Origin of the sequence: Burkholderia sp. Ac-20392, from assembly GCF_017104585.1 — a bacterium.
GTDB classification, from domain to species: Bacteria; Pseudomonadota; Gammaproteobacteria; order Burkholderiales; family Burkholderiaceae; genus Burkholderia; species Burkholderia lata.
Genome location: NZ_JAAGPB010000010.1, coordinates 26,286 through 44,877, shown reverse-complemented (window position 1 = coordinate 44,877; position 18,592 = coordinate 26,286). Strand labels below are relative to the sequence as shown.

Sequence of the window (18,592 nt, the reverse complement as noted above, 5' to 3'; positions counted from 1 at the left end):
GCAGATACAAGGGATTTGTGCGGATGTTCACGCCAAATGTCGCGAAATAACTCTCGTCGGTGGGATCGAGTTATGGCACTGCGCGCGGCATTGACGATCCTTACGTGCAACCATTCATTTCGTCGTTGAGATTCAATTCGCGGTGACCTGCTCCCCGCGTTTGGTCCGGTGACAGTGTAGAGTCCGTTCCAGAGTGTTCCAGGACAGGAGCGCCGCGTAGTCGTCGGCAGTATTCGCCAGAGGCAACTTCTGGAACAACGTGATCAGGTAACGATAGGGATCGATGACGTTGGCCTTGGCCGTCTCGACCAGCGAGTAGAGATTCGCACTCGCCTGCGCACCAGCAACCGTATCGGCGAACAGCCAGCCCCGGCGCTTATGGAAAGGCTTTCCTAAGCGTCGCGGCTGGCTGTTCTCGGACACCGTCGACGGCGCGAACGCGAGCGCCAACCTGTACTCTCTCGTCGAAACCTGCAAGGCCGGCGGTATCGATCCGTATCGCTATCTCACCTGGCTGTTCCAGCGTCTCCCGCTGGCGAAGACCGTCGACGACTGCACCGCGCTGCTTCCGTGGAAAATGCCGGCCAATCTCCGCTGACCCGCACCGCTACCACACCTCACGCGTTCTGCCACCTTCCGCTGACGGGCGTCGTTCGTGGATCGCTTACAGTTGATGCTCTCGACGGCGTTCGTCGTGGATACAGGTGTCGACCTCGCAAAATGAGGTCGACACCTATGCTCCTCGCTCAGAACATCATTGGATGGACGCCAATACTGCACCGCTTACGGTCAACTCCGGGTGAACATCAACACTACTTGGCGTCGTACGCAGCAACCCACTGGAAGCCGAGACCGGTTATCCCGCTCACGAGGCTCTGCAAATCCTGCAGGCCGGGCGTGCCGAGATCGGGCTCAAGCCAGAATGGATGGAAGAAGAAGGATGCGAAACCATCCCGGACCGTCAGTGCGTACTGCGCATTGGTATAGAGATCCTGCCACGTGTATGCCAGACACGAGGACGGATCAATGTTGCATATGTTGTATTCGATGTTCCCGAGGTTCTCGGGCAGCACCCGTTGCCCGTAATAGTCGCTATTGATGATATACGGGAAGAACTGACCGACCGAAAAGTCGTGATTCGGTGCGGTCGAATTCAGGTTCGGCTGATCTGACGTGTAGTAGACGGCCCGCTGGTAGGTTGTCTTGAATAGCGGCGGAACGGCCTTGATGGAAAGGGGCGAAGACTGGTAGTGCGGCGCCTCCCACGCAAAGGGAACGTATCCATTCGACGAAAATTCCTGCAGGCCGGCGCTCAGACGAGCCGAAGCCCACTGTGTCGAATCTTCGTCCACGGGGCGGTTCTGCGTGGCAAGCCAGAACTCGTAGTCATTGCCGCTCACCGCGTTGACAATATTCGGCGTTGAATTGTACTGATGCGTGTAGCCGTGCATCAGGACCTTGCCGCCGCGGGCCAGCGCGTAATTGAGGGATTGCTTCAGACCAGTCGCCTGGGCGAGGTGTACCGTCAGCGGCACGCCGTTGTTATAGGCGCCAAGCGGGTCTTCGTACCGCGGAATGGTCGCGATAGAAAACGGTATGCGCTTTGAATACATGTAGTCGGTCAGCGTCTTCATCGACGACGTGGTCGTGAACGCGTTGACGTCTTCAAGACGCACCATCGCGCGATGCAGCACCGGCTGGTTGGTCCCGAGAATGTCATGCAGCAGATCACAAATCACCAGGTAGCGGTCGCGTGGCCCGATGTACGAGAACGGCACGTCGGCGAAGTACCAGAAATTGCCCGCGCGCATGACGTACGGCGCCTGCGCACCTGTCTGACTGTTCTTGATGGTGACAAGGACATTGGCCTTTGTCGCATCGGACACCGCAGTGACGCCAATGTCCGGATCCGCGCTAACCACGCCGGTGCTGGCGTTGAACGCATAGTACTTGACCATGCTCATGTTCTTGTAAAGCACCGTGTCGAAGAAGTTCGGGTTCGGGTTGCTGCTCGTTGGCGTGTTGGCCAGTCCACTTATCCCGGTGAAAGTGAATCCATAGCGGGCCGTGAAGTTGTACGAGGGATCCCATGCGACTTCCCACAGGTTGTTCTTGAACCACACCACCGTCTTTGACGTCTTGACGACGTCAGCGAGAAAAGCGGACGGAATCGTGTTGTTGTAATAGTCCCCGAGATAGAAAGTCGCCTGATACTTTTCGACAGTTCCGGCCGTATAGCTGTCGACGGGCGCAAGCGTGACATTGGTGTTGAAATGGCCAAGCAGGTTGCGCAGCATGATCGCGTACGCCAGACCGAGCTTCGAGTACGCGTCGTTTGGTGGGGCATCATAGAGCACCAGGACTTTCGCCGTGGTGGTCTGCGCGAACATGGGCGACGGCATCTGGGCAAAGGCGAACCCGAGTACCAGCACCCACGCGAGAATGAGCTTCTTCATGGTGATCTCCTGCGCGCCTAGTCGCGCTGAAAGTTGCCGTTGCTCAGGCGATGTTTGCCTTCCTTGAAGTTCGGTCCCCTGCCATGCTCGCGCTCGGCATGGCGTTTCCCCTCCTCCGGCACGCCGGGCATAATCTCGGTCGCTACAACCGTGCGTGGTGGAGGCGTAACGCGCGCGTGCGGGACGGAAGCACTCGGGATTCCGGCGCTCCAGACGGTGCCCGTCAATGCAATCACGGACGAAATCGCGGCACACGCCGCAGTAACCTTGAGCGAGGCTTTCATTGGAGAACTCCTTTCACTGACCTCTGACTAAGAACCGGGGTGTGCGATTGGGAAAGACGCCTCGTGTGCACCTTGAGTGTCAGGCAGGCGCGCACCGCAGCGGTATGCGTGCCTGATACAACCTCATACGAATAGCTCCACGCATCGTCGCTCGCCTGACGAATGAACCGTCCGTGTCATCGGTCACATCGGCCCGAGTGTGAAGACCACCGCTACACCTCGAAACAGCCGACCACTGAGACGGATGTCGAAAGTGCAGCCGCAGGCTCGCTGATCGCTACGTCGGTCACGCATGCATTAACGGTGCCAGTCTCCGTTCCACCGAAGCGGCCCGGTAACAATGCAAACGGGAGAGCGTTGAAAGATATGAAAACGTTACGTCGACGAAACGTAAGGTGACGGTGCGCGGTGGCACCTGCTCCAAGGTTCATCAGTGCCAGCAGCGAAACGAGGGAATTCATCGACACCTGGCGTTCGTTACGCTGACAGGTGAAGTGAAAAATGATATGGATCACGAATTTTCAGCCAAGATTCGACTGCGTGCCCGAACGTTTCGAGCCTGAGACGTCGTGCTGCTGGACAACAACGCCTTGTCTAGCTGGCTTCGGCCACCTTGTCAGACTCCAATCGACAAGCGCTCGATAGAGGGCGAACTGATTCGAAAGGACAGGAATTTCGTCGAAGAATGATGTCGGATGATTAAAGCCGATCTTCTGGTTATCGTCGATCGAGTATCGGGATGGCTTTCATCCGAACAAACCAATGCAGGTCAGCCACGCTCCTTGCCCTCGACAAAACGTCTCGTCGCAAGCGTCGCGTTGTTTCAGCGGACTCAACCGAATATGTCTCAGGTACTGCCCAGACGTGTCGGTGACCGACCGTATGAACGGCGGTCGCGCATCCACTCGAGCCGCTCGACAGCCTCGGCAAAAACTCCCACGGGCGTCACACGCAGTTGATCGTCGTACCAGACGATCGGCGCTGCGACGAGCTCGTCCGTTTGCGGATCCAGTCCCCCTTCCCTGCCCGCCATGCCCGGGTCAAGCAGCAGGACAACTGCCAGTTGAAGTCGACGTTGTCGCGACACCGTCAGGCGGCGACATGCCTTAATTTCGAAGTACGGAAATGATGCACGTTAACCCTTGATCCGAATGGGGCGATCGCGGAGTATTCGTTCGCTGCAAAACAACCTGCAGCATACCCGCGAAGGCTGAATTCCCCTCGCATACGCAGGTCGGGTCGTCATTGCCGATCTGGAACGATGCCCTGGAAGAACGGTTGTCGATGGCACGTTGCGGCCGCCGTTTTGTCCACGCCCCGATGTGTGCTCGACCTTGCCGTCGCGCCGGCCAGCTTGATGCTCCAGTCGCATCTCGACATGCGCCGGCAATGGCTTCCGCTGGAACCCTGCGAATCCGCCGATCACAACTTCTGGCAGTGGTGTACCGCGCCTTCATGACAGCCGCCGCCGGACCCTTCGCTATGTGCCACCGCATCGCTGATCCGTTGGAGCCCATCGCGCCGTTCGAGATATCGTTCCGCCGGCGCTCGATCCCGAACGTCATCGGTCGAGTTCCAGATGATCATCGAACAACGATTGAGTGAGTCACTTGTAGAGGAATGCGTAATATTTGGCGGCGGATTCAATGACGACAATCCGATTGCATTTTTGGGCGCACGTGTCTGCGCCAGCGGGACTGATGTCGGTACCACCCGGATGCCCCAGCACGTCCAGTCGACTATAAGGGAAACGTGGATATTCTGCAGAACATGAAGATATTTGTGCGCGTCGCGGAGGCTGGTAGCTTCACGGGCGCGGCGTCGCACATGAAAGCGTCGACGTCATCCGTGTCGCGCTCGATCGGTGCGCTCGAAACGCATCTGCGTGCACGCCTCTTTAATCGTTCGACTCGTCATGTCGCGCTGACGGAAGTCGGTGAGCGCTATCTGCGGCGTTGCGAGCAGCTACTCGCATCGATCGACGAAGCAGAGGCCGAGGCGGCCGACGCGCAGGCGCGGCCGTCAGGTCGCCTGCGCGTTCACAGCCCGACGAGCTTTGGCCAGACATACATCGTGCCGGCCATCGTGGCGTTCCGGAAACAGTATCCGGCGGTGACGGTCGATCTCACGTTGTCGCAGCAGGTGCCGGACATGATCGACGAAGGTTACGACGTGTCGCTGCAGCTGAGCGCAACCATGCTCCCCAATTCGGCACTGATTTCACGCCCTCTCGGGGAGATGCACAGCGTGTTGTGCGCGTCTCCGTCGTACCTGGTGCAAAGCGGTACGCCGCGCGAAGTTGCCGACCTGGTCGGGCATCAGTGTGTGCCGATCGTGTCGTCGTTGTTTCCACCCGATGCGTGGCTATTCGATGGACCGCACGGCGACGAGAAGTTCCATCTGCCGCCAGCATCATTCCTGGTCAACGGCGCCGAACCTCTCGCGATCGCATTGCGCCACGGTGCGGGTATTGGTGCGGTCCCGATGTCGACGGCGTTGCCGGAGCTGCGCCGCGGCGCGCTTGTGCGCGTCCTGCCCGACTTTACGCTGCAGCCGCTGACCGTGCATGTGTTATATGCGTCGCGACAATACCTTGACGCGAAGATCAAGACCTTCGTCGAAGCACTGCGTGCGCAGATTCCGCGCGCGCTGGAATCAGACAAGGCAATGCTCGCAGCGCTTAGATGATGGCGATGAAAGTGCGCAAGATCTCCTGACCGGCGACGAGTCGTCCGCTATGTGCATCAATTGCTTGGCGGGGCCGCGGCACCCCCGCGCCGATCCGGATGCCGATCGTATGAACGGCCTTCGCGCATCCGTTCAAGATGCTCGACAGCCTCGGCAAAAACGCCCACGGGCGTCACGCGCAGCCGATCGTCGTACCGGGCGATCGGCGCCGCGACGAGCTCGTCCGTCTGCCGATCCAGTCCCCCTTCCCTGCCCGCCATGCCCTGGTCAAGCGAGGCGTTGACGCCGTACAGGCCCTCGGGACGCTGATCCTGCTTGTGTGTGTAACGCAGCATGCTCGAGCACTCAACCGGTTTTCTACACTGCCGGACGTTTGCCATTCATCGCCCGAATTGCTTCTCGATAGCGCGAAATCGAACGTCTCGAAGTGAATTGATTTCGGATGCTTGCGATTTCGAAGCCGGTCATGCCGCATTCATCCACACCAAAGAATCACAGGGGGGCTGGTATCTTTCCAGAATGGCGCGCGCGATGTGCACGGCACCTTCGTGATCCTCAATGAATCGATGGCGCGCTCGCAACGCGATGGTCAGATCGCCGAATTCAGCCGCCTTCAAACCGTACCGGCGTGACGTCTCGAAGTCGAGCATCTGGAAACTCGCGTCGGCAAGCATCAGATGCAACTCGGCATTGGACGGAAACGCAGCCAGTCCATCTTTCAAGCTGGCGATCGCGGTGGCGGGATCGTTCAGGTGATTGAAGCAGAGAAGCGCCGCCCTTTCGCGCCACGGAACGGTCGACTCGGGTGTCGCGGCAATGGCGCGGTCGCAAGCCTCGAGCGCTTTGCCTGCTTGGCCCTGACGCAACAGTGCGTCCAGATAGGGTTTTAGAACGACGTCGCGACGAGGATATTTTTCAAACAGGGCCTGGAAAAGATCGGCCGCCCGGTCGAACTGTCCGGCAGCCTCCGCCTCGCGCACCTGTGCCGCGACGCCATTGAAGTCCTCATCAAACGACATCCCATTCCCCGATCGTATGTGATGCACTGAGACAGTACCCATCTGTCCATCATCTTTGTTGCACGTTATCCAGCAGCTTCTTTTTCCCCGATATCCGTCGCGCCGGCGTCTTTGGCGTTGTCAATCCGCGACCGCCAGATCGATGGTGTCCGGCGGCAAACCGCTGGCATATCGCTGCAATACGAGGCGGTAAGCCTGCTCCAGATGCCGCACGAATCGACGCGTGTCGAAAAGCGGTGACTGGTCCCTCGCCTCGCGCAGCTTTTGCCTGATTGCGCCGAGCCTGCCGGGCGAGCGTGCAAGATCCACTGCGATGGCCTCATACGCATCGATATCCGGCGCAATCAACTCCGGCAAGCCAACCGCCGCCAGAAGACTCGCGCCATAGCGGCTGGCAAACGTATCGCCTGGAACCGTCAAGACCGGCAACCCGGACCAAAGCGCGCAGCTTGCGGTGGCCCCGGCGTTGAATGGAACGGTATCGAGGAAGAGATCGGCGCACGCTTGTCGCGCGAAGTGGTCCGCCAGCGGCACGCGTGGCGCAAAGACGATCCGTCCGGGATCGAGCCCGCGCGACGCGGCTTCGCGTCGCAAATTGCCTCGTGCGATTTCGCTGTTTCGACAGTGGAGCCACAGCACGCTGCCCTCGACAGCCTTGAGTATGTTGACCCAACGTTCGAACATGAACGGCAGCAGCTTCACGGGGTCGTTGAAGCAGCTATAGACGAATCCGTGCTCCGGCAACCCGTAGGCCGAACGATCCAGCAGCCTGCCGGGCGGCTCGCGGTGTCGATCGTTGGGCTGAAACGAGTCAGGCAGGTAGATGACCTTTTCTGAATAAAAGGGCTGGTGCGTGCGCGGAATCACGACCTCGTCGGCGAGGATGTAGTCGATATAGTCAGCACCGGTACTGGCGGGATATCCCAGGTAGGCGATCTGCACCGGCGCGATGCGCGTCGCGAACACCATCGGCCGCGCGCCCATCGTGTGTCCGTTCAAATCGATGGCGATATCCAGCGTCTCGTTCAGCGCGGTGGCGACGATCTCGTCGGACGTCATGCCGTCGACATCGTGGAAGCGATCGAACACCGCTCGCGCCCGCCTCTGCGCCGGATCATTCGGGTCGTCGAAGAACGAGAATGCATGGATCTCGAACTGCTCGCGGTCGTGCAGCTCGAACACGTCAGCCATCAGCTCCATCATCGGGTGCGTGCGGAAGTCCGATGAGAAATAGCCGATGCGGATCTTTCCGCGCGGCATGCCTGCCGACCGAAAGGCCGAAGGCGTTGCGGGCCTCGGGATGCGGTGGGCGACGTAGATTCGGGCCGCATCCAATTGCTGCTGCGGATCGGCACATACGGCCAGGTAGCGAAACGGCTCGATGGTCGGGCGCCCGTCGGCCACACGAGATGCGATGCGCTCCCGCAACCCGTCGAGACCGTCCCAGTCGAACGTGCGCAGCTGCGCGGTCAACAACGCGCCCAGTACCCAGGGCTCGTCCGGGTTGACCGCAACCGCGCGTTTGTAACGCTGAGCTGCCTCGTCGTAACGCGCCAATCGGTCGAGCATGACGGCACTGTTGTTGAGCGCCCGCGCATCGTGCGGATTCAGCGCCAGGATGCGTTCGCTCGTCTCCAGCGCCGCGTCATTGCACACGAGTCCTGCCAACGCGGCGGTACGATTGTGCAGCAGTTCGATCCGGTCGGGATGGAATGCGAGCCCTCGGTCGCAGCATTCGAGACACAACTGAAATTGTTGCTTCAGCAACAATGCGTACGCCCGGGTACATAGCGCGCTCAACTGCGCAGGATCGAGTTGCAACGCCAGATCGGTCTGTTCGAGTGCCTCGTCCACCCGGCCGAGGCCGTTGAGCGACTGCGCCCGATAGCCCAGCAGGTACGCTCGCACAAACGGATCCGTTTCCGTCGAGAGCGCTGCATCATAAAAGGCGACGGCCTCCGCCAGACGGCGCTGTGGAAACAACTGCAGGCCCGCCGAGAACCGCCGATCCAGGTCTTCCTGAGATACCGCCGTTACGCGCAATGCCTCCCGTTCGGCACAAAGATGCTCCAGGGCACCCGCAACGCGCTCGACGACATCGCTCCACCGCCCCGGCTCCGATTGGCGAAACAGCCGCGCCCGCGGATACCACGGCGAATCGTCCCGATCCGCCAACCAGCGCCAGCAGCCGTCGAAGCGCGACAGGATCCAGACCGGCTTGCCCAATGCCCCTGCCACATGCGCCACCGACGTATCGACGGTAATCACGAGATCCAGATGGGCGATGATCGCCGCCGTGTCCGCGAAGTCGCGCACGTGCTCCATCGGATCGACAGGTCGAAGCGACGGCGGAATCGCGTCGATCTGCCGGCGGGTCGTTTCGCCCTTCTGCAAGCTCACGAAACTCACGCCCGGAATCTGCAGCAGGGGCAGATACGCGCTGGCCGGAAGCGAGCGGCGGCGGTCCGTCGCGTGTGCCTGCGCCTGGTCGGGGCGCGGATCGCCTGCCCAGACCAGCCCGACCTTCAAGCCGGCCGCCGGCACGCTGCTCCGCCAGCGCTCGACGAGCGGTGCAGGAACGTGCAGATAGGGCACCGTCGCGGGTATCGTGTCGAGCGTCGTTCCGCAGTGCAACGGCAGGCTCATGATCGGGATCGCGTAATCGTGCGCCGGAAGCGCCGCCGCCTCGTCAAGCCCGACACAATGATCCACGCCGTCGACCGTCGCGATCAGGCTCGTCAACGCGGCCGGACACACCACCGTCAGCGTCGACAATCCGCGTTGCTTGAGCAGCGGCAGATAGCGCGCAAACTGCACGACATCGCCGAACCCCTGCTCGGGCCAGACGACCAGCGATTTTCCGTCGAGTGGTTCGCCCTGCCAGAGCGGCGCCGGCAAGCTTGCCAGCACGCGATACGCCGAAGTGTCGCCCCAGTGCGAGGAAGGCTGAAAGCGCGCTTCGTAGTGGCGCCATCCTTCTTCGTACTGCCCCATCGCCAGCAACACCAGGCTCAGGTTGAACAGGGTTGGCGCGCGATCGTGATCGAGCGTCAGCGCGTGTCTCAAGGCGGCTGCGGCCTCGTCCAGCCGGCCGGCGTCATGCAGCAGACGGCCCAGGTTGCTCCATACCTCCGCGAACGACGGATCGTGCGCAAGCACCTCGCGGTAACACGCCTCGGCTTCACCGTACCGCTGCTGTTCGAACAGCACGTTGCCGAGATTGCCTCGCGCTTCACGAGCGTCGGGTTGCAGCGACACCGCACGCCGAAAACACGTCTCGGCCTCCGGCAATCGTCCGCGCTTGTGAAGCAACGTGCCGAGAAGGTTGTGCGTCGCTACGCCGTTCGGCTCGTACGAGAGCGATTCCCGATAATGCCGCTCCGCTTCGTCGAGTTGCCCGAGTGCCTGGAGCAGCGTCGCCAGATCGGCATGAATCACGGCGTCGCCCGGACGGGCGATCACGGCATCGCGCAACGTGCGTTCGGCTTCGGCGTGACGGCCCATGAGCTGCAGGAGCAGGCCGAGCCTGCGCAGCACCGGACCATGGCCGGGACTGGATGCCAGGACGCGCCGGTAACAGGCTTCCGCTTCGGCGAAGCGTTGTCCGTCGTGAAGCAACAGGCCGAGATTGAAACAGGCGTCCACGTTACCGGCATGAATCTCGAGGGCCCGCCGGTAGCAATGTTCCGCCTCACCGGCATTCCCTTCCGCTTCGAGCAGGATGCCGAGATTGTTCAGCGCCTCGGTGTGATCGGGGTAAAGCGAAATCGCCGTCCGGTAATGCCGTGCGGCATCCGCCGCCTGCCCGGCGTGATGCGCGGCGACGCCGGCTGAAAATTCCGCGTTTGCCGCGCCGACGCGTGGTGCGTCACTGCCCGTAACGTTGTATTCGCTCATGTTCGACTGGAGGGGTGACGCTTCGCCATTGCCATCGGTTCATTCCACCCGTGCCCTGCTCCGGAACAAGCCCGGTCGATCCGGAAACCGGCCAGGGTCATATTTCGTGCCGGAACGGCAATGCGCTGCAGCCATGTCGGTCGCGCAGCCTCTACTCGCGCCAACAACGACCAGGTGCCCGATTTTTATCACGGCGCGATATCCCGATGCAGCATAAAAATGCGCTCCAACCCGGGACATTTGTTAAATAGCTTGAATGACCGTCAACGGGCCAATGATTTGCCGTACTATCCGGCCGTCATCCTGGCTCATGTCGAACGCGGTCGACCGACCGTGGGCAACGGCCATGGTTTTTTATCTTCGGGAGCTCGAGCCGGGCGCCGATTTCATTCGAACGCTAGGACCGATCATGTTTCAGTCCCCCGGAGATTCATTCGTCAACGGTTCGTTGCTGGGCCTGTGCGTCGAGGTTCCGCTTGCCGCGATCGTTTCGCTGGCGATGCATGGCGTCGACTGGAACGGACAGCGCATCGCGATGCTCATCGCCACGCCGGTCCTGCTCGCGTGTATCGCCCTGCTGACCCGCCCGGTGGCATTCAGCACGGTATGGAAGCACAAACGCTCGCCGTTCGTGCTCGACGACAATGTGCGCGCATCGATTTACGGCCGGCTCTGCGGAATTGCGATCGGCGTCGTGTTCGGCATCATGGTCGCGACGACGTTCGCCTGATCCGGTCACACAAGACCTTTCGACGAGGCCCACGCCGCGCGTGAAGCCTCGCTCACGCAGGGAACACCGCGCTTCCAACATGCGCGTGAACGCGGCCCTCTCTCACATGGGGATCTTCTCATTGCCCCCGATCACGTCGCCTCGACCAGCGCGTTGAACGACGTATCCCAGAGCGGCGCGACCCTGGCCGGCCCATCCAGCACACCGATCCGCGCGAACACATCCGCGACCTGCTGATGCTGCGCCACCACGTCGGGGGTCACCGGCAGCAGCGCGTAGTCTTCGCTGCGCTGGTCGAACATCGCGACGAGGTCGGCGACCGGCACGCGCGTCTCGCGGTTCTGCACGAGCGCATAGTCGCGGAAATGCCCGTTCGCCCACGCATACGCGCGCCGGAATCGCAGCAGCAGATCGCCCGTCGCCGCGCGACGGCGCACATCGTCGAGCGTGCGCGGGTTCGCATAGACCGGAAAGTTGCCCGACAGATAGCCCTTCCCCGTCTTCAGCACGCGCGCACCGTAGCGATTGCGCGCGAGCTGGCCGTTGTAGCCGTAGATCGCCCACGCGTCGATGTCGCCGCGATCGTAGGCAGACAAGCCATCGGTCGGCGACAGGTTGATCGGCTGGATGTCGTCGAAGCTCAGGCCCGCCTCCGCGAGCTGGCGATACAGGAAGTAGTGCGACGTCGTCGCACGCACGTACCCGACGCGCTTGCCCTTCAGGTCCGCGATGCTGCGGATCGGCGTGTCCTTGCGCGCAAGCGTGACCTGGTTGTTCAGGTCTTCGCGCACGCGGGTGATAAGCCGCACGTTGGCCTTCTGGCGCGCGGCGAACACGGCCGGAATTTCGCTGCCCGAGCCGATGTCGAGCGCATCCGCGTTGAGCGCCTCGATGTGCAGCACGCCGTTGTTCAGCTCGCGCCAGTCGATCCGGTACGGTGTGTCGGCCAGCCCGGCTGCCAGCAACAGCGCGCGCCAGCCGCCCTTGTAGGTCGCGACGCGCAATGTGGTGCCGGCGAGATCGGCGTTGACGTCCGGCGCCGCGAATGCAGCCTTCGCGGCCCATGGCGCCGCCACGACCGCGGCGCCGGCAAGCAGCAAACGGCGGCGCGCCGCCGAGATTGACGACATCGGGTGCCCCTGTCGGTCGATCAAACGGGAAGTGAACGCCGCCGCGTCAATGCAGCACCGGAAATCCGTGGCGCTCGGCCAGCAGTTCGAGGATGCGGCGCGCGTCGGTGACGAAGCGTACGTCGCCGAGCGTCTGTGCGTCGTCCGGCGCCGGCTGGTCACGGCCAAGCACGAGAACCGGCAGCCCCTGGTGCGCATCGTCGAGCGCGTCGATCACCGCGTGCCGCGGCCGCTCGAAGCCGATGCGTTTCACGTCGATTCGACCCGCACGATCGGGCGCGCTCGCCAGCAGCCCCTCGATCGACAGTCCATGCGGACAGACGAAGCGCTGGCCCGGATGCTTCGGATCGACAAAGCCCGGCTCCAGCAGAAACAGCACATCGCGACTCATGACTAACGGCTCCCGTGTTCGTTGTTCAGCCGGGGCGAACGCGCGCTTGCACGCCCTTCTGCTCCCGGAGCATGCCGGCCCAAGGCCGGATGCCCGACTCTACCGTCCTGCGCCGCACGGCCCTACCAACGTTTTGCGGAATCGATATGCGGGCGCACGTAGCGCATCGGCCGCTCGTCGCACAGCAGGCGTTGCGTAAAAACATCGCGCGCCGGGCCGCCTGTATTGCGCACATCGAACGATTTCATCGATCGATATGACGGCGCCCGCACGTATCCGGCGCGCGACGTTCGCCGTTCGCGCGATGCGGTCGCCGCAGCATGGGTCGCGGACGCGATCGCGGCGCACATGCCGGGCTTGCGGCAACACACATTGCAAATCGGCCGCGCAGCGATTTGCATACCACGGATCGACCGTTCGTCGGCACGATCGTCGTCAATAGCATCGTGATCCTCACTGAGGTACCCATAAAAACAGAGGATAGTCATGATCAAAAAAACGGTAGTCCTGGGTTTGGTTTCGATCGGTTCGGTCAGCGCGCATGCGCAGAGTTCGGTCACGTTGTACGGCGTCGTCGATGCCGGCTTCGCTTATACGAACAACCAGGGTGGCGGGAGCAACATCCAGCAGACGAGCGGCAAGCTGAGCGGCAGCCGCTGGGGCCTGAAAGGCGTGGAAGATCTCGGCGGCGGCCTGCAGGCGGTCTTCACGCTCGAAAGCGGGTTCCGGCCGAGCGACGGCGGGCTCGGCCAGGGCGGCCGCCTGTTCGGCCGCTCGGCGTACGTCGGCCTCGCGAGCAAGGGGCTCGGCACGCTGACCTTCGGCCGCCAGTACGAGCCGATCACCGACCTCGTCGCGCAGTACTCGGGGTCCGGCTTCTGGTCGCCGGCCACGCACGTGGGCGACAACGACAACATGAACCAGAGCTTCCGGCTGAACAACGCGGTGAAGTTCCGCAGTGACACGATCGCCGGCTTCACGGCCGACCTGCTCTATGCGTTCAGCAACCAGGCCAACGGTGGCGCAGGCACCGGGTTCTCGAACAACAACGCATGGGGCGCGTCGGCAAACTACGTGAACGGCCCGTTGTCGGTAGGCGCCGGCTACGTGCGCATCAATCATCCGAATTCGACGTCGAATACGAGCGGCGCGGTGGGCGGTGCGACCTCCACCACCGGCAACGACTACAGCGGCGGATTCTTCTACGGGCTGAACGGCGGCGTGCTCAAGCAGCAGATCGGCGTGGTGGGCGCGAACTACGCGCTCGGCCGCGCGACGCTCGGCTTCGCGTGGAGCCACACGCAACTCGACTATCTCGACGGCTCGTCGCGCAAGTTCAACAACTATGACGTGAACGCGCGTTACCAGATCACGCCGGCGGCCACGCTGATCGGCGTCTACACGTTCACCGACGGGCGCGCGAGCGGCCTGCCGGGCACCGGCGGCCAGACGCTGAAGCCGCGCTGGCATCAGTTCACGCTCGGTTTCGACTATGCGTTGTCGAAGCGCACCGATCTCTACCTGTCCGGCATCTACCAGCTCGCGGCCGGCGATCCGAGCACGGCAACCGCGGGCGGCTATCGCTCGATCGCGGCGATCTCGAACATCGGCAGCGCGTCGTCGACGAATCGGCAGGTCGCGTTCGTCAGCGGGCTGCGCGTGAAGTTCTGACGGCACGCGCATCGGGCGCGGCGCAGCGTGGTGCGATAAGCAAAGCGGGAATCGTTGTTTGTCGCGCCGGGCCCGGTTGCCGAGAATGGGCGTTTCCCTCGCGTGCGATATGCGTTCGACCGTGACCGACTCCCGTGTCCCTTCCCGCGCGCCGCGCAGCAGCCGGCGCGCGGCTTTGCACCAGCGCGGCAGCGGTTGGGCACGCACCGCATGATGTCGCCTGCCGGCGGCACGTTCGCGAGCCAGCCGCTCGACCCACGCTATCTACCCTCCGTGCGGCTGCGGACACGCCTGGCAGGCGCGCCGTTGCTGTCGCCGCCCTGCGGCGCACCGGGGTCGCTCGAACACGATGCGATCCACTGCAGCGCCCGGCGTCATCGTGCAGTGCGCGCCCAACCCGCAAGGAAACCATCATGAGCGACACCGCCCTCGCCACTCCGGTCACACCATCACCGTTCGTCGACGTTCGCTCACCGGCGGATTTCCCCGACAGCCCGGTGTCGCGCGTCCTCGCGCAACCGCTGATGCTCGGGCTGTTCCTGCCGATCCAGGCCGGCGGCTGGAGCGCATCGACGCTGCCGCGCACGACGGACTGGACGTTCGACTACAACGCCGACCTGGTTGCGCGCGCGGAGGCACTCGGCTTCGATCTCGTGTTCGCGCTGTCGCAGTGGCTGCCGAAAGGCGGCTACGGTGGGGTGTTCGACGGCCACGCGCTCGACTCGTTCATGACACTGGCCGCACTGACCGCGCGCACCGAACGGATCATCCTCGTCGCGACGAGCCACGTGCTCTACGGGCCATGGCATCCGCTGCATTTCGCGAAATTCACCGCGACGCTCGATCACATCTCGCGCGGGCGCTGGGGCATCAACGTCGTGACCGGCCATCGCGCAGTCGAGCACGAGATGTTCGGCTGGAACCGGATCGAACACGACCGGCGCTATGAAATGGCCGCCGAGTTCGTCGATGCGGTCCAGCAGTTGTGGGCGCAACCCGACAATTTCAGCTACACGCCCGAACTGTCGAGCTGGCGGCTGGGCGGCGCATTCGTGACACCCAAGCCCCGCTATGGCCGCCCGCTGCTGATCAACGCGACAGGCTCCGATGCGGGCATCGACTTCGCCGCACGCTATTCGGACATCGTGTTCGTCACCAGCCCGGCCGGCACGGACGCCGAACAGGCGATCGAAGCGCTGCCCGCGCATACCGCACGTGTGAAGGCAGCCGCCGCGGCGCGCGGCCGGGCGATCCGCACGCTGCTCAACCCGCTCGTGATCTGCCGCGAGACAGCGGCCGAAGCGCGTGCGTACCGCGACGCGATCGTCGCGCACGCGGACGAAGGCAGCTTCCACCGTTTCGACAGCGACGCACATGCGTGGCGAGGCGGCTTCGAACAGCGCTCGCAGGCTGCCTCGCGCGCGATCGGCGGCAATATCTCGATCACTGGCTCGCCGGAAGAAGTCGCAGATACGATCGTGCGGTTGCATCGCGCGGGCGTCGACGGCATCCAGTTGAGCTTCTACGACTTCAAGCCCGATCTCGACTTCTTCGGCGAGCACGTGCTGCCGCTGCTGCGCGACGCCGGTCTGCGGCGCTGATGCGAGGCAGTGAATGCGTCGTCGCGCGTCGTAACGCTCCTACCCGCCGGACCGGCGCGGCTGCGTCAGAACACGCGGCCTTCGGTCAGGTGCGTCGTCACACCGTTCAGCTCGTAGTCGCCGATCACGCGCGCCTTGTGCAGCAGCGGGTTGTGGCTGAAGATCGTGCGCAGGTTGCGCCAGTGCCGGTCGAGGTTGTGTTCGCGCGCCGTCGCCGACGCGCCGCCGACTTCGAACAGCCGCTCCGCCGCATGCAGCGCAAGCTTGCTGACGATGAGCTGCGTGCGTGCCGTTGCGAGCGCGCTGTCGAGCACAAGGGCATGCGCATCGGCGTCGCCGGCTTCGATCGCGTCGGCGGAACGGTCGAGCGCGCGTGCGTTTTCGCGCACGAGCCCGTCGATCGCGTGACTGTGCGCGGACAGCTCGCCGACGACCTGCTGGATGAAATGATCGTCGCGCGCGGTCGGCGCCGGGCTGTGCAGCACCGGGCGGCCGTGCGCGAGCACGTAGCGGCGCGCATCGGCAAGCACGTTGCGCACGATGCCCGCGCCTGTCGCGACGAGATGCAGCTGCCGCAGCGCACCGCAATGGCGGCCGACGAGCGTCGAACCGTCGCGCGCGGCCACTTCATCCGCGAACACCTGCACGTCGTTCAGCAACAGGCTGCCGCTCGCGGTCATGCGCTGGCCCATGCCGTCCCAGTCGTCGAGCACCTGCACGCCGTCCCGCGCGACGGGAATGATCACGGCGACTGCATCGCCCTGCTCGTTCTCCACGTTGATGCGCGCGAAATCGGCAAACGCGGTGCCGGTCGAATAGTATTTGCGGCCCGTCACGCGATAGTGGTCACCGTCCCGGCGCAGCACGGTGGTGTTCTCGCCGGGACGCGACGTGCCGCGCTCGGTCGATGCGCCGCCGAAGATCGCGCCGGCCAGCGCCCGCTCGAGCTGTACGTCGTTGAACGGCGTGCGCGGCGACAGCCGCAGCGTCTCGATCTGGTCGTAGTGGATCCGCAGCGCGTGCGCGAGATTCGAATCGGCGGCGGCCAGCGTCGCGATCGTGTCGAACAGATCGACCAGCGTGCCGCCGAGGCCGCCTCGCTCGACCGGAATCCGCAGCACGCCCAGTGCCGAGCGACGAAAGATCGCGAAACCCTCGAATGGCAGTTCGCGACGCGCCTCGCGTCGCGCGGCATCCTGCCCGATCGCATTCGCGAGATCGGGCAGCGCGGCAAGCGCGTCGCGCAACGCGTCGCGCGGATCGACGGCATCACGGGCAGTCATTCGGCAAGTCCTTGTTCGAGAAGATCGGGCGCTGCATCGTGCGATTGCGGCATGTGCGAATCGCTGCCTGCGCAGCCTCGCAAAGTATAGGGACGCACGCGTAGCGCGTGAAAAACCGATTTCAGCTTTTGTTATGCGTATGCAGGGAATGGTCGCGCACCGTCGCACCCTTGCAGAATGCCTCGGCGCTGCACGGCCGCGCGTGTCCAACATGAACCCGGTCGATCGCCGCCGTCACGATGCGGGCGGCAACCTCCGCCCCCCGGTGAATCCTGATTCGGGTCAAGCCCGATCGCGCGGCCCCCGGGATAAGCGGCCGCGCGGGGATCCCGCACCGGCCGTATGACCCTGTTGCTGCCACTGGCCGTGCATTCCGCCATGAGCGCTCAAACGTCAACGCCGCGCCGCAAAGGCATCGATCCCGGTCAACTCCGCGGACCACGCCCACAGACGCGCCGCCTCCTCCGGATCGATCGCATGCGGCCGCACGCCCGATTCCTCGTCTCCCTGCGTGACAACCGCGATGTCGCAATCCTCGCAATAGACACCACCGATCCCGGCAAGGCGCGGCGACGTTGCCGCCCAGACCTGGGTTGCCGCACCCTGGGCCGGCGTCTTGAAGGTCGGATCGATTGGCTCGCCGTGCTCGTCCACCCAGCCCTGCGCCATCATCTCTTCGCGCGTCAGATGGCGCTGCAGCGGTGTCGCGATCTTGCCCGGATGCAACGAATAGGCGCGCACGCCAAACGGGGCGCCGAGCGCATCGAGTTGCACGGCGAACAGCGCGTTGGCGGTCTTCGACTGCCCGTACGCCAGCCATTTGTCGTAGCCGTGCGCGAACTGGACGTCATCCCATCGAATCGGCGACAGCCGGTGCCCGAGCGACGACACCGCAACCACGCGGGCGCCGTCGCCCTGCGCGAGCATGGGCCACAGTCCGTTGACGAGCGCGTAATGGCCAAGATGATTGACGGCCATCTGCGCTTCCCGGCCATCACCGACACGCGTCTCCGGGCACGCCATGACGCCCGCGCTGTTGATGACGATGTCCACGCCGCGGCGCGCGTCGACGAACCGCGCGGCGAATGCCGCCACGCTCGCGAGATCGGCGAGGTCGAGCGCCGCGATCTCCACACCGGCGATGCCACGCGTTGCTTCGCGTGCGGCATCGGCACTCCGTGCGCCGACGATGACGGTCGCGCCAGCCTGCGCCAGCGCGCGCGTCGTTTCCAGGCCGAGACCCGAATGACCGCCCGTGACGATCGCGGTCTTGCCGTGAAGGTCGAGATCGACCAGTACGTCGCTTGCCGTCGATGCGGCGCCGAATCCGGAATGAAGGGGGTGTTGCCTGCTCGTCATTGAAGGCTCCTGGAACGATGCGTGAAGCACGCGCCCGCCTGTCGGCCGCGTCACTGCACGAAGTCATTCTCCGACGATGCTCC

14 protein-coding genes and 2 pseudogenes are annotated in these 18,592 nt (G+C 63.5%); 5 read left to right on the top strand and 11 right to left on the bottom strand.

Annotated features, from left to right (window positions below; all coding sequences use genetic code 11):
* Nucleotides 1-132 precede the first annotated feature (132 nt).
* A pseudogene (locus tag G3N99_RS02630) lies at nucleotides 133-375 on the bottom strand (transposase domain-containing protein); the annotation flags it as partial.
* A 22-nt stretch (nucleotides 376-397) separates the two neighbouring features.
* Here G3N99_RS02630 and G3N99_RS02625 point away from each other — a divergent pair.
* Nucleotides 398-598, top strand: a pseudogene (locus G3N99_RS02625) (transposase domain-containing protein); the annotation flags it as partial.
* A gap of 214 nt (nucleotides 599-812) precedes the next feature.
* Here G3N99_RS02625 and G3N99_RS02620 read toward each other — a convergent pair.
* Complete coding sequence (locus tag G3N99_RS02620; protein WP_206121563.1) at nucleotides 813-2,456, bottom strand: DUF2334 domain-containing protein; 1,644 nt, start codon at nucleotides 2,454-2,456, stop codon at nucleotides 813-815.
* A 17-nt stretch (nucleotides 2,457-2,473) separates the two neighbouring features.
* Nucleotides 2,474-2,740 carry a hypothetical protein gene (locus G3N99_RS02615; RefSeq protein WP_174932940.1) on the bottom strand — a complete coding sequence of 89 codons (267 nt, stop codon included), beginning with the start codon at nucleotides 2,738-2,740 and terminating at the stop codon, nucleotides 2,474-2,476.
* 1,752 nt (nucleotides 2,741-4,492) lie between these two features.
* Between G3N99_RS02615 and G3N99_RS02610 the strand changes: the two genes are divergently transcribed.
* A complete protein-coding gene (locus G3N99_RS02610; protein ID WP_174988319.1) occupies nucleotides 4,493-5,428 on the top strand; it encodes a LysR family transcriptional regulator in 936 nt (311 codons plus the stop codon).
* Between the two features lie 56 nt (nucleotides 5,429-5,484).
* Here the strand turns inward: G3N99_RS02610 and G3N99_RS02605 are convergent, their stop codons facing one another.
* The 3 genes from G3N99_RS02605 to G3N99_RS02595 all read right to left on the bottom strand — a co-directional run bounded on the left by G3N99_RS02605 (nucleotide 5,485) and on the right by G3N99_RS02595 (nucleotide 10,344).
* Complete coding sequence (locus G3N99_RS02605; protein ID WP_206121562.1) at nucleotides 5,485-5,763, bottom strand: hypothetical protein; 279 nt, start codon at nucleotides 5,761-5,763, stop codon at nucleotides 5,485-5,487.
* A gap of 129 nt (nucleotides 5,764-5,892) precedes the next feature.
* A complete protein-coding gene (locus G3N99_RS02600; RefSeq protein WP_241011430.1) occupies nucleotides 5,893-6,447 on the bottom strand; it encodes a tetratricopeptide repeat protein in 555 nt (184 codons plus the stop codon).
* Between the two features lie 120 nt (nucleotides 6,448-6,567).
* Nucleotides 6,568-10,344 (bottom strand): tetratricopeptide repeat protein, encoded by a 3,777-nt coding sequence (locus G3N99_RS02595; RefSeq protein ID WP_206121561.1) that lies wholly within the window; start codon nucleotides 10,342-10,344, stop codon nucleotides 6,568-6,570.
* Between the two features lie 310 nt (nucleotides 10,345-10,654).
* Between G3N99_RS02595 and G3N99_RS02590 the strand changes: the two genes are divergently transcribed.
* On the top strand, nucleotides 10,655-11,074 hold the full coding sequence (locus G3N99_RS02590; protein ID WP_241011429.1) for a hypothetical protein: 420 nt from the start codon (nucleotides 10,655-10,657) through the stop codon (nucleotides 11,072-11,074).
* 131 nt (nucleotides 11,075-11,205) lie between these two features.
* Here the strand turns inward: G3N99_RS02590 and G3N99_RS02585 are convergent, their stop codons facing one another.
* The 3 genes from G3N99_RS02585 to G3N99_RS02575 form a co-directional block, all read right to left on the bottom strand.
* Nucleotides 11,206-12,204, bottom strand: a complete 999-nt coding sequence (locus G3N99_RS02585) for an ABC transporter substrate-binding protein (RefSeq protein ID WP_206121560.1) — start codon at nucleotides 12,202-12,204, stop codon at nucleotides 11,206-11,208.
* Between the two features lie 46 nt (nucleotides 12,205-12,250).
* Nucleotides 12,251-12,595, bottom strand: a complete 345-nt coding sequence (locus G3N99_RS02580; protein WP_174932930.1) for a DUF3088 domain-containing protein — start codon at nucleotides 12,593-12,595, stop codon at nucleotides 12,251-12,253.
* 122 nt (nucleotides 12,596-12,717) lie between these two features.
* Entirely contained in the window at nucleotides 12,718-13,083 is a 366-nt protein-coding gene (locus G3N99_RS02575) for a hypothetical protein (RefSeq protein ID WP_174940525.1), read from the bottom strand.
* Here G3N99_RS02575 and G3N99_RS02570 point away from each other — a divergent pair.
* Complete coding sequence (locus G3N99_RS02570; RefSeq protein WP_174940527.1) at nucleotides 13,082-14,266, top strand: porin; 1,185 nt, start codon at nucleotides 13,082-13,084, stop codon at nucleotides 14,264-14,266. The two genes, G3N99_RS02575 and G3N99_RS02570, sit on opposite strands and share 2 nt — an antisense overlap.
* 413 nt (nucleotides 14,267-14,679) lie before the next feature.
* Nucleotides 14,680-15,867 carry an LLM class flavin-dependent oxidoreductase gene (locus tag G3N99_RS02565; RefSeq protein ID WP_174988333.1) on the top strand — a complete coding sequence of 396 codons (1,188 nt, stop codon included), beginning with the start codon at nucleotides 14,680-14,682 and terminating at the stop codon, nucleotides 15,865-15,867.
* 65 nt (nucleotides 15,868-15,932) lie between these two features.
* On the opposite strand, the gene G3N99_RS02560 is transcribed toward G3N99_RS02565, so the two are convergent.
* Nucleotides 15,933-17,150 carry an acyl-CoA dehydrogenase family protein gene (locus tag G3N99_RS02560; RefSeq protein ID WP_174988336.1) on the bottom strand — a complete coding sequence of 406 codons (1,218 nt, stop codon included), beginning with the start codon at nucleotides 17,148-17,150 and terminating at the stop codon, nucleotides 15,933-15,935.
* A 393-nt stretch (nucleotides 17,151-17,543) separates the two neighbouring features.
* Complete coding sequence (locus G3N99_RS02555) at nucleotides 17,544-18,509, bottom strand: SDR family NAD(P)-dependent oxidoreductase (protein WP_206121559.1); 966 nt, start codon at nucleotides 18,507-18,509, stop codon at nucleotides 17,544-17,546.
* Nucleotides 18,510-18,592: the final 83 nt, after the last annotated feature.

Excerpts from the sequence above, each read along its gene's own strand:
- G3N99_RS02620 (WP_206121563.1), bottom strand. The coding sequence starts at position 2,456 with ATGAAGAAGCTCATTCTCGCGTGGGTGCTGGTACTCGGGTTCGCCTTT.
- G3N99_RS02615 (WP_174932940.1), bottom strand. The coding sequence starts at position 2,740 with ATGAAAGCCTCGCTCAAGGTTACTGCGGCGTGTGCCGCGATTTCGTCC.
- G3N99_RS02605 (WP_206121562.1), bottom strand. The coding sequence starts at position 5,763 with ATGCTGCGTTACACACACAAGCAGGATCAGCGTCCCGAGGGCCTGTAC.
- G3N99_RS02600 (WP_241011430.1), bottom strand. The coding sequence starts at position 6,447 with ATGTCGTTTGATGAGGACTTCAATGGCGTCGCGGCACAGGTGCGCGAG.
- G3N99_RS02595 (WP_206121561.1), bottom strand. The coding sequence starts at position 10,344 with ATGAGCGAATACAACGTTACGGGCAGTGACGCACCACGCGTCGGCGCG.
- G3N99_RS02590 (WP_241011429.1), top strand. The coding sequence starts at position 10,655 with ATGTCGAACGCGGTCGACCGACCGTGGGCAACGGCCATGGTTTTTTAT.
- G3N99_RS02585 (WP_206121560.1), bottom strand. The coding sequence starts at position 12,204 with ATGTCGTCAATCTCGGCGGCGCGCCGCCGTTTGCTGCTTGCCGGCGCC.
- G3N99_RS02580 (WP_174932930.1), bottom strand. The coding sequence starts at position 12,595 with ATGAGTCGCGATGTGCTGTTTCTGCTGGAGCCGGGCTTTGTCGATCCG.
- G3N99_RS02570 (WP_174940527.1), top strand. The coding sequence starts at position 13,082 with ATGATCAAAAAAACGGTAGTCCTGGGTTTGGTTTCGATCGGTTCGGTC.
- G3N99_RS02575 (WP_174940525.1), bottom strand. The coding sequence starts at position 13,083 with ATGACTATCCTCTGTTTTTATGGGTACCTCAGTGAGGATCACGATGCT.
- G3N99_RS02565 (WP_174988333.1), top strand. The coding sequence starts at position 14,680 with ATGAGCGACACCGCCCTCGCCACTCCGGTCACACCATCACCGTTCGTC.
- G3N99_RS02560 (WP_174988336.1), bottom strand. The coding sequence starts at position 17,150 with ATGACTGCCCGTGATGCCGTCGATCCGCGCGACGCGTTGCGCGACGCG.
- G3N99_RS02555 (WP_206121559.1), bottom strand. The coding sequence starts at position 18,509 with ATGACGAGCAGGCAACACCCCCTTCATTCCGGATTCGGCGCCGCATCG.